At 59.5% G+C, this 21,109-nt stretch carries 21 protein-coding genes and 1 other RNA gene; 18 read left to right on the forward strand and 4 right to left on the reverse strand.

Annotated elements, in window-relative coordinates; translation table 11 throughout:
- The 3 genes from ACRAUW_RS09395 to ACRAUW_RS09405 form a co-directional block, all read left to right on the forward strand.
- A partial coding sequence (locus tag ACRAUW_RS09395; RefSeq protein ID WP_431362071.1) for a cytochrome c1 occupies positions 1 to 515 on the forward strand: 515 nt, incomplete at its 5' end.
- Positions 516 to 602: 87 nt separating this feature from the next.
- Positions 603 to 1,232, forward strand: a complete 630-nt coding sequence (gene sspA, locus ACRAUW_RS09400; protein ID WP_431362072.1) for a stringent starvation protein SspA — start codon at positions 603 to 605, stop codon at positions 1,230 to 1,232.
- Positions 1,229 to 1,654, forward strand: a complete 426-nt coding sequence (locus ACRAUW_RS09405; RefSeq protein WP_005336278.1) for a ClpXP protease specificity-enhancing factor — start codon at positions 1,229 to 1,231, stop codon at positions 1,652 to 1,654. Before sspA ends, ACRAUW_RS09405 begins: the two co-directional genes overlap by 4 nt.
- 46 nt (positions 1,655 to 1,700) lie before the next feature.
- On the opposite strand, the gene dolP is transcribed toward ACRAUW_RS09405, so the two are convergent.
- Genes dolP through ACRAUW_RS09425 form a run of 4 tightly spaced genes read right to left on the reverse strand, consistent with a single transcriptional unit; the run spans position 1,701 to position 4,984 of the window.
- The gene (gene dolP / locus ACRAUW_RS09410) at positions 1,701 to 2,279 is read right to left on the reverse strand and encodes a division/outer membrane stress-associated lipid-binding lipoprotein (RefSeq protein WP_431362073.1); all 579 of its coding nucleotides are present in this window, start codon (positions 2,277 to 2,279) and stop codon (positions 1,701 to 1,703) included.
- A gap of 4 nt (positions 2,280 to 2,283) precedes the next feature.
- The gene (locus ACRAUW_RS09415) at positions 2,284 to 2,874 is read right to left on the reverse strand and encodes a D-sedoheptulose-7-phosphate isomerase (protein ID WP_005336275.1); all 591 of its coding nucleotides are present in this window, start codon (positions 2,872 to 2,874) and stop codon (positions 2,284 to 2,286) included.
- A 9-nt stretch (positions 2,875 to 2,883) separates the two neighbouring features.
- Positions 2,884 to 3,255, reverse strand: coding sequence for a YraN family protein (locus tag ACRAUW_RS09420; protein WP_431362087.1), 372 nt, complete (start codon positions 3,253 to 3,255; stop codon positions 2,884 to 2,886).
- On the reverse strand, positions 3,197 to 4,984 hold the full coding sequence (locus ACRAUW_RS09425) for a penicillin-binding protein activator (RefSeq protein WP_431362074.1): 1,788 nt from the start codon (positions 4,982 to 4,984) through the stop codon (positions 3,197 to 3,199). Before ACRAUW_RS09425 ends, ACRAUW_RS09420 begins: the two co-directional genes overlap by 59 nt.
- Positions 4,985 to 5,183: 199 nt before the next feature.
- On the opposite strand from ACRAUW_RS09425, the gene rsmI reads away from it, so the two are divergent.
- The 15 genes from rsmI to ftsA form a co-directional block, all read left to right on the forward strand.
- Entirely contained in the window at positions 5,184 to 6,017 is an 834-nt protein-coding gene (rsmI, locus tag ACRAUW_RS09430; protein ID WP_431362075.1) for a 16S rRNA (cytidine(1402)-2'-O)-methyltransferase, read from the forward strand.
- 157 nt (positions 6,018 to 6,174) lie between these two features.
- Positions 6,175 to 6,561: RNase P RNA component class A (rnpB, locus tag ACRAUW_RS09435), an RNA gene on the forward strand.
- Positions 6,562 to 7,003: 442 nt separating this feature from the next.
- The gene (mraZ, locus tag ACRAUW_RS09440; protein WP_013723406.1) at positions 7,004 to 7,462 is read left to right on the forward strand and encodes a division/cell wall cluster transcriptional repressor MraZ; all 459 of its coding nucleotides are present in this window, start codon (positions 7,004 to 7,006) and stop codon (positions 7,460 to 7,462) included.
- Positions 7,463 to 8,401: a 16S rRNA (cytosine(1402)-N(4))-methyltransferase RsmH gene (gene rsmH, locus ACRAUW_RS09445; protein WP_431362076.1), complete on the forward strand. Its 939-nt coding sequence runs from the start codon at positions 7,463 to 7,465 to the stop codon at positions 8,399 to 8,401. It begins immediately after the preceding gene.
- A gap of 3 nt (positions 8,402 to 8,404) precedes the next feature.
- Complete coding sequence (gene ftsL / locus ACRAUW_RS09450) at positions 8,405 to 8,719, forward strand: cell division protein FtsL (RefSeq protein WP_005336166.1); 315 nt, start codon at positions 8,405 to 8,407, stop codon at positions 8,717 to 8,719.
- Positions 8,716 to 10,470: a penicillin-binding transpeptidase domain-containing protein gene (locus ACRAUW_RS09455; RefSeq protein ID WP_431362077.1), complete on the forward strand. Its 1,755-nt coding sequence runs from the start codon at positions 8,716 to 8,718 to the stop codon at positions 10,468 to 10,470. Before ftsL ends, ACRAUW_RS09455 begins: the two co-directional genes overlap by 4 nt.
- Positions 10,403 to 11,935, forward strand: a complete 1,533-nt coding sequence (gene murE / locus ACRAUW_RS09460) for a UDP-N-acetylmuramoyl-L-alanyl-D-glutamate--2,6-diaminopimelate ligase (RefSeq protein ID WP_431362078.1) — start codon at positions 10,403 to 10,405, stop codon at positions 11,933 to 11,935. The genes ACRAUW_RS09455 and murE overlap by 68 nt, the downstream gene beginning before the upstream one ends.
- Positions 11,932 to 13,287: a UDP-N-acetylmuramoyl-tripeptide--D-alanyl-D-alanine ligase gene (gene murF / locus ACRAUW_RS09465; protein ID WP_431362079.1), complete on the forward strand. Its 1,356-nt coding sequence runs from the start codon at positions 11,932 to 11,934 to the stop codon at positions 13,285 to 13,287. Before murE ends, murF begins: the two co-directional genes overlap by 4 nt.
- The gene (gene mraY / locus ACRAUW_RS09470) at positions 13,281 to 14,363 is read left to right on the forward strand and encodes a phospho-N-acetylmuramoyl-pentapeptide-transferase (protein ID WP_431362080.1); all 1,083 of its coding nucleotides are present in this window, start codon (positions 13,281 to 13,283) and stop codon (positions 14,361 to 14,363) included. The genes murF and mraY overlap by 7 nt, the downstream gene beginning before the upstream one ends.
- 4 nt (positions 14,364 to 14,367) lie before the next feature.
- Positions 14,368 to 15,651: a UDP-N-acetylmuramoyl-L-alanine--D-glutamate ligase gene (murD, locus tag ACRAUW_RS09475; RefSeq protein ID WP_431362081.1), complete on the forward strand. Its 1,284-nt coding sequence runs from the start codon at positions 14,368 to 14,370 to the stop codon at positions 15,649 to 15,651.
- A gap of 91 nt (positions 15,652 to 15,742) precedes the next feature.
- Positions 15,743 to 16,924, forward strand: coding sequence for a cell division protein FtsW (gene ftsW / locus ACRAUW_RS09480; protein WP_431362082.1), 1,182 nt, complete (start codon positions 15,743 to 15,745; stop codon positions 16,922 to 16,924).
- On the forward strand, positions 16,924 to 18,006 hold the full coding sequence (gene murG / locus ACRAUW_RS09485; RefSeq protein ID WP_431362083.1) for an undecaprenyldiphospho-muramoylpentapeptide beta-N-acetylglucosaminyltransferase: 1,083 nt from the start codon (positions 16,924 to 16,926) through the stop codon (positions 18,004 to 18,006). The genes ftsW and murG overlap by 1 nt, the downstream gene beginning before the upstream one ends.
- A 111-nt stretch (positions 18,007 to 18,117) precedes the next feature.
- On the forward strand, positions 18,118 to 19,572 hold the full coding sequence (murC, locus tag ACRAUW_RS09490) for a UDP-N-acetylmuramate--L-alanine ligase (RefSeq protein ID WP_431362084.1): 1,455 nt from the start codon (positions 18,118 to 18,120) through the stop codon (positions 19,570 to 19,572).
- Between the two features lie 98 nt (positions 19,573 to 19,670).
- Positions 19,671 to 20,423, forward strand: coding sequence for a cell division protein FtsQ/DivIB (locus tag ACRAUW_RS09495; RefSeq protein ID WP_431362085.1), 753 nt, complete (start codon positions 19,671 to 19,673; stop codon positions 20,421 to 20,423).
- On the forward strand, positions 20,404 to 21,109 hold a 706-nt coding region (gene ftsA / locus ACRAUW_RS09500), incomplete at its 3' end, for a cell division protein FtsA (protein ID WP_431362086.1). The genes ACRAUW_RS09495 and ftsA, both read left to right, overlap by 20 nt.

The raw sequence follows: 21,109 nt of genomic DNA on the forward strand, positions 1-21,109 counted from the left end.
TGAAAGATAACCTGATTTTCACCGGTGCAAAGGTCGGTGATCTGATGAAGAGCGCAATGTCAGAGAAGGATGCCGCCAAATGGTTTGGTGCGCCACCCCCCGATCTGACGCTGGTTGCCCGAGTGCGCGGTGCAGACTGGATCTACACCTATCTGCGCTCCTTCTACGTGGATGAGACCCGTCCGTTCGGGGTGAACAACGCCGTGTTCCCGTCCGTGGGCATGCCCCATGTGCTGGAGCCGTTGCAGGGAACCCCCCGTGCCGAGTTCGCTACTCACACGGTCGACGGAGTGGAAACCCAGCAGGTTGTCAGCATCAAATCTGACGGTAATGGTGAAATGGATGACGAAGAGTATGATCAGACGGTACTGGATCTGGTAAACTTCTTGGTCTACTCGGCTGAACCGGTACAACAGGAGCGTGAACGCATGGGCTTCTGGGTGCTTGGTTTCATCGTGATCTTCTTCATCTTCACTGTGCTGTTGAAGAAGGAATTCTGGCGCGACGTTCACTAAGCGACCAGATACGGGTAATATAATGCACGGCAATGAAGACCAAGATGCTTCATTGCCGTTTCTGCTTTTTAATGACGGGAGGGTTCAATGGCTGTAGCTGCCAATAAGCGTTCGGTAATGACGCTGTTTTCCGGTGCCAACGATATGTTCAGCCATCAGGTGCGTATTGTCCTGGCGGAGAAGGGTGTTAGCGTGGATATCTGCCAGGTTGACCCAGCCAATCTGCCGGATGAGCTGGCCGAGCTGAACCCGTACAACTCTGTACCGACCCTGGTGGATCGTGAGCTGGCACTCTACACCTCACGCATCATCATGGAGTATCTGGACGAGCGCTTCCCGCATCCGCCCCTGATGCCTGTTTATCCGGTTGCCCGTGGTAACAGCCGTCTGATGATGCACCGCATCGAACTGGACTGGTACTCCCTGGCCGACAAGATCATGGCCGGTACCGATGCTGACGCGGCACGCAACGAACTGCGTGACAACCTGCTGGCCATCGCACCGATCTTCGGTGAAATGCCCTATTTCATGAGCGAAGAGTTCGGTCTGGTGGATTGCTACATGGCTCCGCTGCTGTGGCGTCTGCCGAGCCTGGGCATCGACCTGACCGGTCGTGGTGCCAAAGAGCTGAAGGCCTACATGGTTCGTCTGTTCGAGCGTGAATCCTTCCAGGCTTCCCTGACCGAGGCCGAGCGCGAGATCCGTTCTGGCGTATGAGCATGGAACCGACAATGACACCGAGCCGCCCGTACTTGTTACGGGCGTTCTTTGACTGGTTGCTGGACAATGACCTGACCCCCCATCTGGTGGTCAACGTCAACATCCCCCATGTGATGGTGCCGATGCAGTTTGCCCAGGATGGTCAGATTGTATTGAACATTGCGCCCCGTGCCGTGATGCAATTTCATATGGATAATGAGGCCATCAGCTTCAGCGCCCGTTTTGGCGGGGTATCGCAGCAGGTCTATATCCCGATGGCAGCCGTGCTGGCTATCCATGCCCGGGAGAACGGCGTGGGCACCATGTTCCCGCCAGAGCCGGGTTACGATATCTGGCTGGAGCAGGCCGAGGCACCGGTGGAGCCTGAGCCGGAACCGCCACGCCCCAGCGGTCGTCCAACGCTGAAGGTGATCAAATAAAAAACGCAGCCGATTGGCTGCGTTTTTTTATATCCGCTTCGCTTCATCAGTTCTGAGCGTATTCGAACGCCTTGATAACACGCTTTACGCCGTTGACATGGCGGGCGATGTTGACAGCCTGTTCTCCCTCCTGGCGAGTCACCAGACCAATCAGGAACACCTCGCCGTTCTCGGTGACCACCTTGACCTTGGTGCTGTCGAAGTGCTTGGTGCCGAACATGTCGGCTTTCACCTTGGAGGTGATCCAGGAGTCATTGCTGCGAGTGGTGAAACTGGCAGGTTGGCCGATGCGCAATTCGTTGTAGACGTGGCGGACCCCTTCGATACGACTGACAATTTTGCCTGCCTCAATCTTGTAAACGTCAGAAGGTGTCTGGCCGACCAATAGGACGCGGCCATTGTTGCTGTAGACGCTGATCTTGCTGGCTGCGCTGAGCGGTTTGTTGTCGGCCAGCAGATTGGCCGCTTTCAGTTCGATGGTCTGGTCATCCCACTGCGCGCCCAGCGTTCGGCGATCGCCAGAGGCCTTGGCAGTCCCCGCGGCGCCGCCAACGACCACTGCTGCGCAGCCTTGCAGCAGCAGGCTGCTAACCAGCAGAGCGAGCAGGATAGTGTGCTTTTTCATGGTTTCAATCTTCCTGTTGCGGGAAAAGTGTCTGGTCGATGAGATCACATAGGCAGTGCAGGGTCAACAGGTTCACTTCCAGAATGCGAGGCCGACGGGCGGAGGGAACGCGTATTTCCACATCGTTCGGGCCGAGCAGACCTGCCATTTCGCCACCGTCACCCCCGCTCAACACCACAATGGTCATATCGCGGGAGAGGGCGGCTTCGGCGGCCTTGATCAGGCTGCGGCTGTGGCCGGAGGTGGTGATGACCACCAGAATGTCGCCAGGCTGGCCCAGCGCGCGGATCTGCTTGGCGTAGACCTCTTCAAAACCGTGGTCGGTGGCGATGGCGCTGATGGTCGCCATGTCCGGGGTCAGGGCCATGCCGGGCAGGGAGGGGCGCTGGGTCTCGTAGCAGTTGACCAGCTCGGAGATGAACAGTTGCGCCAGTGCGGCAGAAGGACCGTTACCGCATGCCAGCACCTTGTGGCCATTGAGCAGGCAGATGGTGATCATCTGGGCTGCAGTATGGATGGCATCCGGCAGCGCCTCGGCGGCGGCTATCTTGGTCTGGATGCTTTCGGTGTAGTTCTCTTTGATGCGGTCAGTCATAGGGTCCTCTTAAAATGCGTTCTGGATCCAGGCTGGCTGGTCGCCCTCGAACGCAATCACATCGAATCGGCAGGCCTGATTGGCCTCGTTGATGGCATGTTGCTTCAAATAGTGGCGCGCTGCCAGCATGATCTTGTGCTGTTTGCTGCGGGTGACCGAGCTGGAGGCCCCGCCATGGCTGCCGGTGGCCCGGTAACGCACCTCAACAAACACCAGGGTCTGGCCCTGGTGCATGATGAGATCTATTTCACCGCCACGACAGCGGTAGTTGCGCGCTACCGGTTGCAGGCCCCGGGCCTGCAACCAGCGTTCAGCGACTTGTTCAAAATGCTGTCCCTTGCTCGTTGGTGAGGGGAACAGGCTCGGCAACTGCTGGCGCATCCGTTTCCATAGTTCCTTCATTGGAGGGCTCCTCCAGTTGCTGAACGGCGTTCTCGTCGACCAGTTTGCCGTTCTGGTAAGTACCCCAGCTCAGCATCCGCACGATATTACCCTGGGCATCCACGCTCAGCTGACCGCTCATGCCAGCCTGCTGCATGCCACCCACCTTGCGCATCTGCTGCAGGTTCTCAGCCAGGCTGACGGCATCGTAGCCCATGGCAAACAGACGCAGCAGGTCACCCTGGGTTTGCGGCCAGAGCAGAGCGATCTGCTCGCGCTGTTTCTCGTAGCCACCGAGCAGTAGTGGCATATCGGCGATATGCATACCGTTGAGCTCTGAGGCAACCTCGGTGGCTGCGCTGTCGTAGCCACGGGAGCTGGTGTAGATGGGCAGGCTGCCCATCGGATTGACCGAGACATCCACGTAGGGCTTGATCATCCGGGTTTCCAGGCTGTTGGCCACCACATAAACGGCATCGATGCTGCGCGGTGCGGCATCAGAGAGTTGCACCACTTCACCAGCTCGGGCGGTAGAGCGGCCGCTCAGGGCATTCTTGACCATCCCCTGCACTTCGTTGCGGGCACCGAAGGTGGCGACGACCGGCTTATCCTGGCTCAGGGTAGCCCAGCTCTGCTCGAACGCCTTGATACTGCTGTAACCGATCCGCCCCTGGGCGGCGATCAGCAGCGGTTTACGGTAGCCCTGGGTGTAAAGGTACTGGGCTGCCTGCGCGGCATCTGCTGCGGCAGAGAGGGAGAAGTAGTAGGTGGTGTCGTTGACGACCGGCTTGTCCAGCTCGTTGAGCGCCAGTACCGGCACGGTCGGATTGGCCTTGAGCAGCTCCTCGACCCGGTCTTTCAGCAGCGGGCCGATGATCATGTCCGCCCCTTCCTGAATCGCCTGCTTGTAAAGATCGCCGGTTGACTTGCTCTGGGTGTCGTAGAAATTCAGGGTGAATTGCCCCTGATTTTCCTTATAAGACATCAGCATACCGTTACGGATGGCAGCGCCCTGCGGCTCCAGATTGCCGGAGAGGGGCAGCAGCACGGCGATCTGTTGCACCGAGGTGCTGGCAGTGGTCGCCAGATCGCCCAATCCTGCCGGCATATCCTTCTGGGCCGGATGGTTGGGGAAGTCGCGCTTCCAGCCTGCCAGTTGGCGGGCCAGCAGGTTCGGCTGGGCGCCAAACTCGTTGACCAGTGCCGCCAGTCGCAACCAGCCGGTGGTCACATCAGGGGCCGGAGCCTCTTCCAGCGCCTGCAGGGTGGAAGGGGTCATGCTTTTGAGCAACGACCAGATCTGCTGATGGTTGGTCGCCTGCTCGCTCTGATTGAGGTAGGGCTCCAGTGCAATCAACGACTTGGCAGCGCCAAACTTGTTGTTGATATCGAGCTGCAGCACCACACGCTGGCGATACCAATCCTTCTGGGTATCGGCATCCAGCACCACCTCAGGTTTGCCTTCCAGCAGGATCAGCGCCTGATTGGCGTGGCCTTGCGCCAGCAACAGATGGGCTTGCAGCAGCTGCAGCTGCGCCTTCTGAACGGGATCCTTGGCCTGCTTCTGCAATTGTTGGAACAGTGCCGAGGCCGGTTTGGCCTGGCCCAGTGCCAGATAGCTGCGTGCCGCCAGCATTTGCCAAGTAAAGGCTTCGGCCGGCTTGGCGGGGTCCACCTGCTCAAGATACCACTGGGCATTCTTGGTCAGATTGGAGAACGCAGAGGGCATGCCTGACTGCCCTGACGGTTGATTGGGCTCCGACGCACAGGCGGCGAGCAGGATTGCCGCGAGTATGATGCCGAAGAGTCGTGATACACTTAGCTGCTTTGTAACCCGGTTCAAGTTCATTCCCCGACCAGTGTTGAAGTTCCCCATAGTGTAAACGGGCCAATATGGCGACACAATTGTCGGGGCACTCGGAGATCCCATGAGTGACATCCCAACCCTGTATATAGTCCCCACTCCGATCGGCAATCTGGCGGACATCACCCAGCGTGCATTGGACATTTTACGCAGTGTCGATCTGGTGGCCGCCGAAGATACCCGTCATACCGGTATCCTGCTCAGCCACTACCACATCTCGGTACCGACCTTCGCCCTGCACGATCACAATGAGCAGCAGAAGGCCGATGTGCTGATCGGCCGGATCAAAGAGGGCAAGAGTGTTGCGCTGGTCTCCGATGCCGGCACCCCGCTCATCAGCGACCCCGGTTATCACTTGGTCACCCGCTGTCGTGAAGCCGGGGTCAAGGTGGTGCCGCTGCCCGGCCCCTGTGCTGCCATCACCGCTCTGAGCGCGGCCGGTCTGCCCACCGATCGCTTTGCCTTTGAGGGCTTCCTGCCCGCCAAGAGCAAGGGACGTGACGATCGTCTGCAAGCCGTTATCGAAGATACCCGTTCGCTGGTGTTTTACGAATCGCCGCGTCGTGTGCAGGATACAGTGGAAGCGATTGCTCGCATTCTCGGCGAGCGTCAGGTGGTGGTGTGCCGCGAGCTGACCAAGACCTTCGAGTCGATTCACGGTCTGCCGGCCTCTGAAATGCTGACCTGGCTTGGTGAGGATGACAACCGCTGCCGCGGCGAGATCGTGCTGGTCGTGGCTGGTGCCTCCAAAGATGAAGAGGATCTGCCAGCTGAGGCGATCCGTACTCTGGGTCTGCTGGTGACTGAGCTGCCACTGAAAAAAGCGGCTGCCCTGACCGCCGAGATCCACGGCGTGAAGAAGAATGCCCTCTACAAATACGGTCTCGAGCACTATTGAGCCGGTGAAATAGGCTGGCAGACTGCTTTTTGACCAGTGCAATCCCCCGAACCGGCGAGCATTCAGCATGTAAACGGGGGCCGAAGCGCGATTAATTGCCGTAAACGGGAATTGACGGTTTACCCCGCCCGCATCACGAGGCTATAATCCGCGCCTCGGAGTTGGCTGGGCAATCGCTGCTTCGTCGTTGTGTCCCTCGGGACAGACGGGCGGAGGGGAGGAAAGTCCGGGCTTCACAGGGCAGGGTGCCAGGTAACGCCTGGGGGGCGCGAGCCTACGACCAGTGCAACAGAGAGCAGACCGCCGATGGCCCGCAAGGGATCAGGTAAGGGTGAAAGGGTGCGGTAAGAGCGCACCGCGCGACTGGCAACAGTTCGTGGCACGGTAAACTCCACCCGAAGCAAGACCAAATAGGCCCCTATTGGCGCGGCCCGCGTTGGGGGCGGGTAGGTTGCTTGAGCCAGCGAGCGATTGCTGGCCTAGAGGAATGATTGCTACCCGGGGCAACCCGGTACAGAACCCGGCTTACAGGCCGACTCCGACCTCATTCCGAAGAGCCCTGCGATTTATCGCGGGGCTCTTTTGTATGCATGCGAAATATGGCAGCGTTGGTCTGATACTGTCAGTCTGGTCATCTTGTAATAAAATTAGATGTTTTAAATCAACCGCATAGTTTCGTATTTAGCGAAATGGCAGCGCTAGACGGTGAGTGGGTGCAGAATGGGGGCTCGTACTTGCATATCGTGAGTGTTCCTGCTGCATTCACTTATTTCAATTAATTGCCAGAGTTTAATGCCAAATAAATTGTGGAAAATCAACTCACTCAATCTGCGTTGTGCAATTGCTGCGTCAATATGTTCCCTCTGACACATCTCCTTGCTTGAAAAGCCCCCAGCTCGTCCTTAAACTTCATGGTGGGGAAAAGTGGAATAAAGTGGTTTTTTGAGGGGCAATCTGCCTGCTCACTCACCTTCAGGGACTGCAATTTGTTGCGTGGCGCTCATGCCATCAGCCTGGACAGTAAAGGGCGGCTGGCAATTCCGACCAAATTCCGTGATTGGCTGCGCGACGAAAGCGACGGCCAGCTGGTCTGCACCATCGATATTGCCCACCCCTGTCTGCTGCTTTATCCCCTGAATGAATGGGAAGAGGTCGAGCGCAAGCTCAAAACTCTCTCCAGCATGAATCCGCAAGAGCGCCGTTTGCAGCGTCTGCTGTTGGGACATGCAACCGAATGCGAGCTGGATGGCAATGGCCGTCTGCTGCTTAGTCAGCCACTGCGCAACCATGCGGGGCTGGACAAGAAAATCATGCTGGTGGGCCAGCTCAACAAGTTTGAGTTGTGGGATGAAGCCCGCTGGCAACAACAGGTCAATGACGACATCTTGGGTCTGCCCGGGGACGATTGGGCAAGCTCACCACGACTACAGGATTTCTCTTTATAAATGACCCAAGCCGCTGAACACATCACAGTGCTGCTGCACGAAGCCGTCGAAGGTCTGGCTACCAAGCCGGATGGTATCTATGTCGACGGTACTTTTGGCCGTGGTGGTCATTCTCGCCTTATCCTGCAGCACCTTGGCCCCAATGGCCGCCTGATCGCCATCGACCGCGATCCGCAGGCGATCGCCGAAGCGGCCAAGATCCAGGATCCCCGTTTCGAAATCGTGCACGGTCCTTTCTCTGGCATCGCTTCCTATCTCGATGAGCGCGGTTTGCTGGGCAAGGTAGATGGCTTCCTGCTGGATCTGGGTGTCTCTTCACCCCAGCTGGATGATGCCGAGCGTGGCTTCAGCTTTATGAAAGATGGTCCGCTCGATATGCGGATGGACCCCACCTCCGGTCAGAGCGCCGCCGAGTGGCTGGCCAAGGCCGATGTGGATGACATCGCCTGGGTGCTGAAGACCTTCGGTGAGGAGCGTTTTGCCAAGAAGATCGCCCGCGCCATCGTGCATGACCGGGTGACCGAGCCTTATGTGCGTACCCGCCAACTGGCCGAGATGATTGCCCGGGTCAATCCGAGCAAGGAGAAGGGCAAGCATGCGGCAACCCGCAGTTTCCAGGCCATTCGCATCTATATCAACAGCGAGCTGGACGAGATCGAAACCGCGCTCAACGGTGCACTGGAGGTGCTGGCACCACATGGCCGTCTGTCAGTGATTAGCTTCCATTCGCTGGAAGACCGATTGGTAAAGCATTTCATCCGCAAGCACGAGAAGGGGCCGGAAGTGCCTTACGGCATTCCGTTGACCGAGGCCCAGCTGGCAGGCGGTCGCAAATTGAAGTCGGTCGGCAAGGCGCTCAAGCCTTCTGATCATGAAGTATCTGAAAACAGCCGATCACGCAGCTCGGTGCTGCGGGTTGCCGAACGGCTGGCGGAGTAAGCGATGAGCGAAGTGCGTGTTCATCTGGCCAAGGAGATCGTTGCCGATCTCTGGCGGCACAAGCTGCAGATTTTTCTGTCGGTCGCCGTGCTGGTGACCGCGTTTGCCGTGATCCTGGTGACCAACATGACCCGTGGTCTGACGGCCAAGCAGAACGATCTGATGGCAGAAGAGGATCGCCTCAATATCGAATGGCGCCACCTGTTGCTGGAGCAGGGCACCCTGGCTGAACACTCCCGGGTGGCGAGTCTGGCGATGGACAAGTTGCAGATGGGTCGTCCGCTGGTGACCACCGAGAAGGTAATTACCCAACCATGAAACGCAAGGCTACAGCCAAAGCTGCCAAAGCGAATGTCAAAGCGCCATCGATCTATCCGTGGCGCTTTCGCACGCTTGCGGTGTTTATCGGCATCGCGTTTGTGGGTCTGATCCTGCGTTTGGCCTGGATCCAGGTGATCAATCCGGATCGTCTGCGTCAGGAGGGTGACATGCGATCCCTGCGTACCACCTCCACCCAGGCTGTGCGCGGCATGATCACCGATCGCAACGGCGAGCAGCTGGCGGTTTCGGTGCCGGTCGAAGCGGTCTGGGCCGATCCCAAGACAGTACACGAATCCGGCGCCATCAATAATGAGCGAGCCTGGCTTGCGCTCTCCGCCGTGCTCAAGCTCGATATCAATACCCTCAAGCACCGCATTGCCAACCCCAGCAAGCGCTTTGTCTATCTGCAACGGCAGGTGACTCCTGCGGTGGCGGAATATATCAAGGGGCTCAAGCTGGGTGGCATCTATCTGCGCCCCGAAGCGCGCCGCTTCTACCCGACCGGCGAGATCAGCTCCCATCTGGTGGGGGTGACCAACATCGATGGCAGCGGCATTGAAGGGATTGAGCGCAGCTACAACGAGTGGCTGACTGCGACACCCGGCGAAATGCGGGTGCGCAAGGATCGGCAGGGACGAGTCATCGAGCGGCTTGGCCTCGTCAAAGAGGGCAAGAACGCCAACGATCTGCAGCTCAGTATCGATCAGCGGGTGCAGGCGCTGGCTTATCGTGCGCTCAAGCGGGCCACCGATGAGAACAAGGCGACCTCCGGTACCATGGTGATGCTGGATATCAAGACCGGTGAAGTGCTCGCCATGGTCAACACTCCCTCCTACAACCCGAACAACCGCGGCCAGTATCAGAGTTTTCGGGTACGCAACCGGGTAGTGACCGATACCTACGAGCCGGGTTCGACCGTCAAGCCATTGATTTTGCTCAGTGCCTTGCAGGCTGGAGTCACCAGCTGGAAGGATTTCATTCCCGGTGGGCCGCTCTTTATCGGGGCCAAGCAGATCAAGGACGTCAGTATTCACAAGGCGACCAACCTCTACGATATCCTGCGCTACTCCTCCAACATCGGCATGTCGCGAATCGCGTTGCGAATGCCGGCACAGGAGATGATCAACACCCTCAGCATGTTCGGCTTTGGTATGGATACCGGTAGTGGTTTGATGGGCGAGAGCAGCGGCATGCTGCCCCAGCGTCGGCGCTGGTCCGATATCGAGCGGGCAACCCTTTCGTTTGGCTACGGCTTGCGGGTTACCCCGCTGCAGCTGGCTTCCGCCTATGCCACCCTGGCCAACAAGGGAAAGCGGGTGCCCATCTCCATCGTCAAGGTCACCACGCCACCCAAGGGTGAGCAGGTGATTGACCACAACAACGCCTCCGCCATGTTGCAGGCGCTGGAGTACGTGGTCGATAACGCCATTCCCAAAGCCAAGATCCCGGGCTATCGGGTCGGCGGCAAGAGTGGTACCGCCAAGGTCGCCGTCGCCGGTGGCTATGGCAAGGATTACATGGCCTGGTTTGCCGGTTTCGCACCCGCCAGTGATCCCCGTTTCGTTATGGTGGTGGTGATCAACGAGCCAAAAGGTAGTGCCTACTATGGCGGTGCTGTGGCGACCCCACCGTTTGCAGAGGCCATGGGCGGGGTGCTGCAGCTCTTCAATATTCGTCCTGATGCGGTGCCGCCAGCGGTGCCCACCAAACTTGCCCGTACGGAGGCTTCTCTTGTCCCGCGCACTTGATGCATTACTGCGCCCCTTCGGTATCCAGGCGCCATCGCTCACCCTAACCGATATCCAGCTGGATAGTCGGCGGGTTGGCCCCGGCTCGCTCTTCGTGGCCATTCGTGGTCATCAGGTGGATGGCAGAAGGTTTATCGAACAGGCGGTGGCTCAGGGAGCGACCGCTGTTGTGTTTGAGGAGGATGGGGAATTTATCCCACCATCGACTCCGGTTTCCTGTATCGGAATGTGGGATCTGCCCGCTCACCTCTCTGCGCTTTCCGGATATTTCTACGACCTGCCAGCCAAAAAACTGGAGCTGGTAGGGATCACCGGGACCAACGGCAAGAGCACCACGGCGTTGCTGGTCGCCAACTGGCGCACCCTGCTGGGTGGCAAGGCGGGTGTGATGGGCACCATCGGCAACGGTCTGTTTGGTGAGCTGGTGGAAGCAGAAAACACCACCGGCAGCGCGGTGCAGGTGCAGGCCAATCTGGCTGCGCTGCAAGCGCAGGGGGCGGATCTGGTGGCGATGGAGGTCTCCAGCCACGGTCTGGTGCAGCATCGTGTTGCCGCCTTGCCGTTTGCTGCCGTGGTCTTCACCAACCTGAGTCGGGATCACCTCGACTACCACGGCACCATGGAAGCCTATGGTGCCGCCAAAGAGCAACTGCTGCAGCTGGTCGATGAGTCGAATGCGGTGATCAACCGTGATGATGAGCTGGGAGCCAAGTGGCTCGAAAAATATCCTTCAGCGGTGGCGTTCAGCGTTAATGGCCCGATTGAAAACCATTCCGGTCGTCAGTTAACGGCGCAGCAACTCGATTTTCACCAGCAAGGTTTTCGCGCGCAGATTAACTCCAGCTGGGGGAATGGTGTATTATCCGCCCCCTTGCTCGGGCGCTTCAACGTCAGCAATGTGCTGGCGGCGATGGGTGTCATGCTGGTACTCGGCTATGACTTCGACGAGCTGCTTGCAACTGCCCCGAAATTGCAGCCGGTGACCGGTCGCATGGAGTGCTTTGGCGGCGGTGATTCGCCCCTTGCCGTGGTCGATTATGCCCACACTCCGGACGCACTGGAGAAGGCATTGCAGGCCCTGCGGGTGCACTGCAAAGGCCAGCTCTGGTGTCTGGTCGGTTGTGGTGGTGATCGGGATCGCGGCAAGCGCCCCATGATGGCAGCCATGGCTGAACAGTATGCGGATCGCGTGATCCTGACCGACGACAATCCCCGTACCGAGGAGCCGGCCCGGATCATGGCCGACATGGTGGCGGGTCTTCGCGATCCTGCTGCGGTGCAGGTGGAGCACGACCGGGTCAAGGCGATTGCGCTGGCCATCGGTCAGGCGAGCAAACAGGACATCATCCTGGTGGCCGGTAAGGGTCACGAGGATTATCAGATCATTGGAACAGACAAGCGGCACTACAGCGACCGGGAAACCGTCGCGGCCGCCTTGCACACATTATTGGAGTCATTCAAATGATGACCCTCAGGCTTGCAGAGCTGGCACAGGTACTCAATGCCCGTCTGATTGGTAACGATGGCGAGATCACCGTCGTCAGTACCGACACTCGCACTCTTGGTGCGGGTGCCCTGTTCGTTGCCCTGCGCGGCGAGCGCTTCGATGCCCACGATTTTTGTGAACAGGCCGTTCAGGCAGGGGCCTCTGCCCTGCTGGTCGAGCGCGAACTGCCGCTGGCCATTCCCCAACTGGTGGTAGCCGATACTCTCAAGGGGCTGGGTCGTCTCGGCAGACTGGTGCGTGAGCGCATCAACCCGAAAGTACTGGCTATCACCGGCAGCTGCGGCAAGACCACAGTGAAGGAGATGGCGACCGCCATCCTGCGTCATGAAGGAGAGGTACTGGCCACCGCCGGCAACTTCAACAATGAGGTGGGCGTGCCGCTCACCCTGCTGCGCCTCGAGCCGCAACACAAGTTTGCAGTGATGGAGCTGGGAGCCAACCACAAGGGCGAGATCGCCTGGACTACCTCGCTGACCAAACCGGATGCCGCCATCATCAACAACGTGGCGGCGGCCCATCTTGAGGGCTTCGGCTCTCTTGAAGGGATCTATCACGCCAAGAGCGAAATTTTTGAGGGCTTGAGCGCCGGCGGCACCGCCATCGTCAACGCCGACAACGAATTCTGGCCGAAGTGGCGCGAGCGTGGCATTCGCTGCGCCTTCTCCATCGAAGATCAGAGCCAGCCGTTCCATGCTCGCGATGTGGTTCTCAACACTCAGGGTTGTGCCGAGTTCGTTATGGTAACCCCGCAGGGCAAGGTGAGCCTGACTCTGGCGATCCCCGGCCGCCATAACGTGGCCAATGCGCTGGCTGCAGCTGCCGGTACCCTGGCACTCGGTGCTTCTCTGGCCTCGGTCAAAGCCGGTCTGGAGCAGATGGTTCCGGTCAAGGGACGCTTCTGTGTTCAGCACTGGGGCGGTCTGACCCTGGTGGACGATACCTACAATGCCAGCGTGGAGTCCGTGCTGGCGGGCATCGATGCCCTGACCGCCATGAGCGGCTTCAAGGTGCTGGTGTTCGGTGACATGCGGGAACTGGGTGAGGAGTCTGCCGAGCAACATGCCCGGGTTGGCCATCATGCCCGCGAGTGCGGTCTGGATGCCGTGCTGACAGTGGGGGAAGAGAGTCGCCATACCGCAGATGCCGCGGCTGGCCGACATTTCGATAACAAGGCGTCGTTGTTTGAAGTGCTTGCGCAAATGATTAATACACATCAGGAAATTTCGATTCTGGTCAAAGGGGCTCGTGGCTCCCGTATGGAAGATATCGTCAAGATGGTCGTCGACCATCAGGAGTCAGCTGCATGCTAGTCTGGCTGGCTGAACTGCTCACCCCGCACTTCACCTTCTTCAACGTCTTCTCCTACCTGACGTTTCGCGCCATCCTGTCGATCATTACCGGTCTGGGTGTCGCGCTCTGGATGGGGCCGCGCCTCATCCGCCGCCTGCAGATCCTCAAATTCGGCCAGGTGATCCGCAACGACGGCCCCGAGTCCCACCTCAGCAAGCGGGGCACCCCGACTATGGGCGGCCTGATGATCATCGCGGCCATCTTTATCTCGGTGCTGCTCTGGTGCCGCCTCGACAACCCCTATGTCTGGCTGGTGCTGTTTGTGCTGGGTGCCTACGGCGCCATCGGCTTTGCCGATGACTACCTCAAGGTGGTGCGCAAGAATACCGACGGTCTGATCGCTCGCTGGAAGTACTTCTGGCAGTCTGCGGTAGCGCTGGCGGTGGCTGTATTCCTCTATGCGACCGCCACCCACGATGGTCAGACCCAGCTGGTGGTGCCCTTCCTCAAGGATGTGATGCCGCAGCTTGGCCTGATGTTTATCCTGCTGACCTACTTTGTCATCGTCGGTACCTCCAATGCGGTCAACCTGACTGATGGTCTGGATGGCTTGGCCATCATGCCGACCGTGATGGTGGCGGGGGGCTTTGCCCTGATTGCCTGGGCCACCGGTAACGTCAACTTTGCCAACTACCTGCATATTCCCTATGTGCCCTATACCTCCGAGCTGGTGATCGTCTGTACCGCCATTGTCGGGGCGGGTCTGGGTTTCCTCTGGTTCAATACCTATCCGGCGCAGGTCTTTATGGGGGACGTTGGTTCCCTGGCACTGGGCGGCGCGCTCGGCACCATCGCCGTGTTGGTCCGTCAGGAGTTCCTGCTGGTGATCATGGGCGGTGTCTTCGTGATGGAGACCGTCTCGGTGATCCTGCAGGTGGGTTCCTATAAGCTGCGCGGCGTGCGGATCTTCCGCATGGCGCCGATCCATCACCACTACGAGAAGAAGGGCTGGCCGGAGCCGCGCGTTATCGTGCGCTTCTGGATCATCACCCTTGTGCTGGTGCTGCTGGGTCTTGCCACCTTGAAGGTGAGGTAAGGCCATGGTCATCATCATCGGATTGGGCAAAACCGGACTCTCCTGTGTCGATTACTTCCTCGGCCGTGGCGTAACGCCGCTGGTGATGGATACCCGTGCCAACCCGCCTGGCAAGGAGCAGCTGCCACCGCAAGTTGAGCTTATTCACGGTCTGGATGAAGAGCGGCTCAAGCAGGCACACATGATAGTCGCGAGTCCCGGTATCGCGCTGGCGACGCCTGAACTGAAGGCTGCCGCTGAACGCGGTGTGCAGATCATCGGGGATATCGAGCTGTTTGTGCGCGAGACCCAGACACCTGTTATCGCCATCACCGGCTCCAACGGCAAGAGCACAGTGACCACGCTAGTAGGCGAGATGATTGCCGAAGCCGGCCTCAATGTCGGTGTGGGTGGCAATATCGGTACACCGGCGCTCGATCTGCTCAAACAGCCGATGGATCTCTGCGTGCTGGAGCTCTCCAGCTTCCAGCTGGAGACCACCTACAGCCTGCGTGCTGCCGCTTCCGTAGTGCTCAATCTCTCCGAAGATCACATGGATCGCTATCAGGGCATGGCCGATTATCGCGCCGCCAAGATGGAGATCCATCAGCACTCCAAACACATTCTGGTCAACCGCGACGATGCCCAGACCCTGCCTGATGTGGGGCAGGTGTGGCAGAGCTTTGGTCTTGATTGCAATGGTTATGGCCGCTGTCTGCTGGATGGCCGCTACTGGTTGACCCTGCACGGCGAGCCGCTGATCGCCGTGGACGAGATGAAGATCGTCGGTGCCCACAATCAGGCCAATGCGCTGGCCGCCATGGCGCTGTGCGATGCGGTCGGCATTCCCCGTGCGGCCCAGCTTACCGTGCTGCGCCGCTTTGAAGGCTTGCCCCATCGTGCCCGCTTTGTACGCGAGGTGAACGGGGTGCGCTGGATCAACGACTCCAAGGCGACCAACGTGGGGGCTACTTTGGCTGCCGTGGCCGGTGTGCGCGAGTCGGTCAGGGGGCGTTTGTTGCTGTTGGCCGGTGGTCAGGGCAAGGGGCAGGATTTTGGCCCGATCCAGGCGCTGCTCGGCAACCAGATCGATCACATGTACTGCTTTGGTCAGGATGCCGAGGTGCTGCTGGCGTTGGGCGAGCAGACCGAACGGGTGGCTGACCTGGCTGCTGCGGTTGCCAAAGCGGCTGCCGATGCCAAGCCCGGTGACTGGGTGCTGCTGGCGCCAGCCTGTGCCAGCCTCGATCAGTTCAAGTCGTTCGAGGTGCGCGGCGATCGCTTCACCGAGATGGTACAGATGCTATGAACGCCTACCTTGCCAGCCTGAACGGGCTTAGCCTCTTCACATCCTTCGACGTTCGCGGTGATCGCCTTACCGCTGAACTGGTGCTGGCGCTATGAACGCCCTTCGTGCAGCCGCAGGTCTTTTTCAGCGCTGGTTGTTACCGGCTCGCCCTGCTGGTCTCTACGATCGGCAGCTGGTACTGCTGGCGCTCTCCCTGATGGCGGTCGGGGTGGTCATCGTGGCCTCGGCGTCGATCCCCGAAGGGATTGCGCTGGGGGATGACCCCTTCATGTTCGTGAAGCGTCACGCCCTGTTTCTGGTGATTGCGCTCGGTATCTCCTGGTTTGTGCTGCAGGTGCCGATGGCGCGTTGGCAACAGCACAACGGCCCCATGTTGCTGCTGGCCATTCTGATGCTGGTGCTGGTACTGCTGGTGGGACGCAACGTTAACGGTGCGGTGCGCTGGTTGCCGCTTGGTCCGTTCAACCTGCAGCCTGCCGAATTCGGCAAGCTGGCGCTGTTTGTCTACCTGGCCGGTTATCTGGTGCGGCGCCAAAGCGAGGTGCGTGAAGCCTGGATTGGCTTCCTCAAGCCACTGGCGGTGTTCGGGATACTGGCGGTCTTGCTGTTGTTGCAACCTGACCTTGGTTCCACCGTGGTGATGTTTGTCACCTCGTTTGGCATGCTTTTTCTGGCCGGTGCCCGACTGGGGCAGTTTTTGACCCTGATCGGCGCGGGTCTTGGCTCTGTGGTGATGCTGGTCATTGTCGAGCCTTACCGGATGCGCCGGGTGACCTCCTTTATGGATCCCTGGGCCGATCCGTTCGGCAGTGGCTACCAGTTGACCCAGTCGCTGATGGCATTTGGCCGTGGCAGCTGGTTTGGCGAAGGGCTTGGCAACTCCATTCAGAAGATGGAGTACCTGCCGGAAGCGCACACCGACTTTGTGTTTGCGATCCTCGGCGAAGAGCTGGGTTATGTCGGGGTGCTGGGCGCCCTGTTCCTGATTTTTGCACTGGCGATCAAGGCGCTCAAACTGGGACATAGTGCGCTGGTGGCAGAGCGGCTTTATGACGGCTATTTGGCTATTGGTATCGGTATCTGGTTCAGCTTCCAGACTTTCGTCAACATCGGTGCGGCCAGCGGCATGATGCCGACCAAGGGGCTGACCCTGCCGCTGGTCAGTTACGGTGGCTCCAGTCTCATCATTATGGCGGTGGCGGTGAGCATGTTGATTCGAATCGATTTTGAGTTGCGTCAGGCGACAGCCCAGGCGCGCACGCGGGAGGTTTAGTGAGCAAGACTTTGTTGGTGATGGCAGGTGGTACCGGTGGACATGTGTTCCCCGGTCTGGCCGTGGCCGATCGCCTGAAGGCCCAGGGCTGGACGGTCCACTGGCTCGGTACTGCCGACCGGATGGAGGCAGAGCTGGTGCCCACCCACGGTTATCCCATCTCCTTTATCGATATCCAGGGGGTGCGTGGCAACGGCATCAAGCGGCTGCTGGTGGCGCCCTATCGCATCGTGAAATCCGTGCTGCAGGCGCGTCAGGTGCTCAAGACCGTTCGCCCCGATGTGGTGCTCGGCATGGGTGGTTTTGCTTCAGGCCCGGGTGGCGTGGCGGCCTGGTTCTCCGGCATCCCCTTGCTGCTCCATGAGCAAAATGCAGCGGCTGGTATGACCAACAAGCTGCTGGCGCGGATCGCCAGGCGGGTGCTGATGGCATTTCCGGGCGCCTTCGCACCGAGCCGTCGTACCGCCGTGGTGGGTAATCCGGTGCGTCCCGAAGTGGTCGCCCTGCCGGATCCGCAACTGCGAAGCAGCAGCGAACCGCTGCATCTGCTGATCGTTGGTGGCAGTCTGGGAGCGCGGGTGCTCAACGAGCAGGTACCTGCTGCGGTGGCGGCATCCGGCGTGCCCATTGAAGTGCGTCACCAGTGTGGCAAGGGCAATGGCGAGACAGTGTCTGCTGCCTATGCCCTGCACGGCATCAATGCCGAGGTGAGCGAGTTTATCAAGGATATGGCCAGTGCCTACGCCTGGGCTGACCTGGTGGTTTGCCGTGCCGGAGCCCTGACCGTTTCCGAGGTGGCTGCCGCCGGGGTCGCCGCCATTTTTGTACCGCTGCCCCATGCAGTGGATGATCACCAGACCCGTAACGCCCTGACCCTGGTCGACGGAGGTGCGGCCGAGTTCCTGCCCCAGTCCGAGCTGAATACCGCCTCACTGGCGGCGCGCCTGACCTGGCTGGCCGGGCGCCGGGAGACCCTGTTCAACATGGCGAAAGCGGCTCGTCGCGTTGCCATTACCGATGCGGCCGAGCGGGTTGCTGACGAGTGCAAACAGCTCGCAACCGGACCGAGTGGTAGAGATTGATGAGCAAGGTTGCAGCGGTGACACCGGGCAGCCCTGTACCTGTATGTATTAATGCCGCCATGCAGCCGCGCTTTGACGGCACATGGCCCGCGGCAGATTAAAGAGACGATTATGACCAAGGTTGAACTGGCAAAACTGCGTACTGTGATCCCCGAAATGCGCCGCGTGCGTCGCATCCACTTTATCGGCATCGGTGGTGCCGGTATGGGCGGGATCGCCGAAGTGCTTGCCAACGAAGGGTATCAGGTAACGGGTTCTGATCTGGCTCGCAACGCCGTGACCGAGCGGTTGGCCGGACTGGGTGCCCACATCTTCGTCGGCCACAGTGCCGAACACGTTGAGGGTGCCAGCGTGGTGGTGGTCTCTACCGCCATCAAGCAGGACAACCCGGAGCTGCTGGCCGCCCGCGAACTGCGGATCCCGGTGGTGCGCCGCGCCGAGATGCTGGCCGAGCTGATGCGTTTCCGCCATGGTATCGCCATTGCCGGCACCCACGGTAAGACCACCACCACCAGTCTGGTGGCGAGTATCTATGCCGAAGCCGACCGCGACCCTACCTTCGTCATCGGTGGCCTGCTCAACAGTGCCGGTACCAATGCCCGCCTGGGCAGCAGCCGCTACCTGATCGCCGAGGCGGACGAGAGCGATGCCTCCTTCCTGCATCTGCAACCCATGGTTTCCATCGTGACCAACATCGAAGCGGATCACATGGATACCTACGGCGGCGACTTCGCCAAGCTGAAGGCCACCTTCATCGAGTTTCTCCATAACCTGCCTTTCTACGGACTGGCGGTGGTTTGCATCGATGATCCGGTGATCCGCGGCCTGCTGCCGGAGATTGCCCGTCCGACCCTGACTTACGGTCTCTCTGACGATGCGGATGTGCAGGTGCTGGATTTTGTCCAGACCACCAACCACAGCTGCTTCCGGGTGCGCCGTAAAGATGTGGGCGAGCTGCAGGTGACCCTCAATTTGCCGGGGATCCACAACGCCTTGAACGCTGCCGCGGCGATTGCTGTCGCGACAGAGGACGGCGTCAGCGATGAGGCCATCATCTCTGCGCTGGCGAAGTTTGAAGGGGTTGGTCGCCGTTTCCAGCAGTATGGAGAGTTTGAAACCGGTCGCGGCAAGGCGATGTTGGTGGATGATTATGGCCACCACCCGAGCGAAGTGAAGGTCACCATCAATGCCGCTCGTGCCGGTTGGCCTGAGAAGCGTCTGGTGATGGTGTTCCAGCCACACCGTTATACCCGTACCCGCGACCTCTATGAGGACTTCGCCGATGTGCTATCCAAGGTGGATGTGCTGGTGATGCTGGAGGTTTATGCTGCTGGCGAGGATCCGATCCCGGGTGCTGATGGTCGCGCCCTGTGCCGTTCCATTCGTTCACGCGGCAACCTGGACCCCATCTTCGTCGCTACGCCGGATGATGTGCCAGCTGTGCTGGCTGACCTGATCGGCGAGGGGGATTTGGTGCTGACTCAAGGTGCCGGGAACGTCGGGACACTTGCCCGCCGGCTCGGTGAAATGAACTTGAGTATAAATAGCATGAAATCTGGTGCCTGAGGGCCCAATGAGTATTTTGACCGCCAAGCCGGGGCCTATATAATGGCGAACCGGTCTGTCAAAAGGCCGGTTTAGCGCGTTACACGGGGATCGATCTGGTGGAGGCAAGGGCACAGGGGCGCACCAAGGGTGGCTTCATCGCAGGGGTAGTATTTTTCCTGCTGGTGGTATGGGGCTGCTACCGGACTGCGCTGGATGTTAAAGGTTGGCTGACAGATGCCAACCGGTTGCCCATGAGCGAGCTGTTGCTGCAGGGGCAACATCAGTATTTGCAAACCGAAGAGCTGCGGATGGCCGTGCTGGATGGCGCCGAGCTGCGCAATTTCTTCGAATTGGACGTCAACGAATTGCAGGCACGGCTCAATGCCCTGCCATGGGTAGCTCAGGTCTCGGTACGAAAGAAGTGGCCGAACAAGATCAGGGTCTATCTGACGGAACAGGATGTGGCGGCGCGCTGGAATGGCAACCGCTTCGTCAACACCAAGGGTAAGGTATTCAGTGCCCCGGATCGGGTCAAGACGCCGCTGTTGCAGCTGTCGGGGCCGGAGGACCAAGCTGCCCGGGTGTTGAAAGAGAGCCGGCAGTACGAGTCGCAACTGGCTGCCAAGGGATACAAGTTGCTGGGGGTGAATCTGACCCCACGCCATGCCTGGGAACTGACCCTGGATGGCAATATCAAGCTGTTCCTGGGACGCAATGACATTGCGCTCCGGTTGCAGCGATTTATCGATGCCTTCCCGGTTATCGAACCCCGTGCGCAAGTCGCCTACGTGGATCTTCGATACGACACCGGAATGGCAGTTGGCTGGAAGAAGAGCGAAGAGAAAGTGCATGACCAACACCGCAGATAGGAATTTGATTGTCGGACTGGATATCGGCACAACCAAGGTGGCGGTTCTGGTCGGGGAAGTATTGCCGGACGGTGAACTGAACGTCATCGGTATGGGCAGTCACGCTTCTCGCGGAATGGAGAAGGGCGGGGTCAATGACCTCGACTCCGTGGTCAAGTCACTGCGTCGCGCGGTGGAAGAGGCCGAGATGATGGCAGATTGCCAGATCAGCTCGGTCTATCTGGGGTTGTCCGGCAAGCATATCGACTGCCGCAACGAGACCGGTATGGTGCCCATCTCCGATGAAGAGGTGACCCAGGAGGATGTGGACAACGTGATCCACACCGCCAAGTCGGTTCGCCTCTCCGACGAGCTGCGTGTGCTGCATGTGCTGCCGCAGGAGTTTGCCATCGATTATCAGGAAGGGATCAAGAATCCGGTTGGCCTCTCTGGTGTGCGGATGGCTGCCAAGGTTCACCTGATCACCTGCCACAACGACATGGCTCGCAACATCGAGAAGTGTGTCGAGAAAGTGGGTCTGCGAGTCGATCAGCTGATCTTCTCCGCGCTGGCCTCCAGCTACGCGGTGCTGACCGAAGACGAGAAAGAGCTGGGGGTCTGCGTGGTGGACATCGGTGGCGGCACCATGGATATGTCGCTGTTTACCGGCGGTGCCCTGCGCCACACCAAGGTGATCCCGTACGCTG

The organism is Aeromonas sp. (assembly GCF_050633025.1).
Lineage (GTDB): Bacteria > Pseudomonadota > Gammaproteobacteria > Enterobacterales > Aeromonadaceae > Aeromonas.

Bases quoted from the DNA above. Each gene is read 5' to 3' on its own strand.
- sspA (WP_431362072.1), top strand. From the start codon at position 603: ATGGCTGTAGCTGCCAATAAGCGTTCGGTAATGACGCTGTTTTCCGGT.
- ACRAUW_RS09405 (WP_005336278.1), top strand. From the start codon at position 1,229: ATGAGCATGGAACCGACAATGACACCGAGCCGCCCGTACTTGTTACGG.
- dolP (WP_431362073.1), bottom strand. From the start codon at position 2,279: ATGAAAAAGCACACTATCCTGCTCGCTCTGCTGGTTAGCAGCCTGCTG.
- ACRAUW_RS09415 (WP_005336275.1), bottom strand. From the start codon at position 2,874: ATGACTGACCGCATCAAAGAGAACTACACCGAAAGCATCCAGACCAAG.
- ACRAUW_RS09420 (WP_431362087.1), bottom strand. From the start codon at position 3,255: ATGCGCCAGCAGTTGCCGAGCCTGTTCCCCTCACCAACGAGCAAGGGA.
- ACRAUW_RS09425 (WP_431362074.1), bottom strand. From the start codon at position 4,984: ATGCCCTCTGCGTTCTCCAATCTGACCAAGAATGCCCAGTGGTATCTT.
- rsmI (WP_431362075.1), top strand. From the start codon at position 5,184: ATGAGTGACATCCCAACCCTGTATATAGTCCCCACTCCGATCGGCAAT.
- rsmH (WP_431362076.1), top strand. From the start codon at position 7,463: ATGACCCAAGCCGCTGAACACATCACAGTGCTGCTGCACGAAGCCGTC.
- ftsL (WP_005336166.1), top strand. From the start codon at position 8,405: ATGAGCGAAGTGCGTGTTCATCTGGCCAAGGAGATCGTTGCCGATCTC.
- ACRAUW_RS09455 (WP_431362077.1), top strand. From the start codon at position 8,716: ATGAAACGCAAGGCTACAGCCAAAGCTGCCAAAGCGAATGTCAAAGCG.
- murE (WP_431362078.1), top strand. From the start codon at position 10,403: ATGCGGTGCCGCCAGCGGTGCCCACCAAACTTGCCCGTACGGAGGCTT.
- murF (WP_431362079.1), top strand. From the start codon at position 11,932: ATGATGACCCTCAGGCTTGCAGAGCTGGCACAGGTACTCAATGCCCGT.
- mraY (WP_431362080.1), top strand. From the start codon at position 13,281: ATGCTAGTCTGGCTGGCTGAACTGCTCACCCCGCACTTCACCTTCTTC.
- murD (WP_431362081.1), top strand. From the start codon at position 14,368: ATGGTCATCATCATCGGATTGGGCAAAACCGGACTCTCCTGTGTCGAT.
- ftsW (WP_431362082.1), top strand. From the start codon at position 15,743: ATGAACGCCCTTCGTGCAGCCGCAGGTCTTTTTCAGCGCTGGTTGTTA.
- murC (WP_431362084.1), top strand. From the start codon at position 18,118: ATGACCAAGGTTGAACTGGCAAAACTGCGTACTGTGATCCCCGAAATG.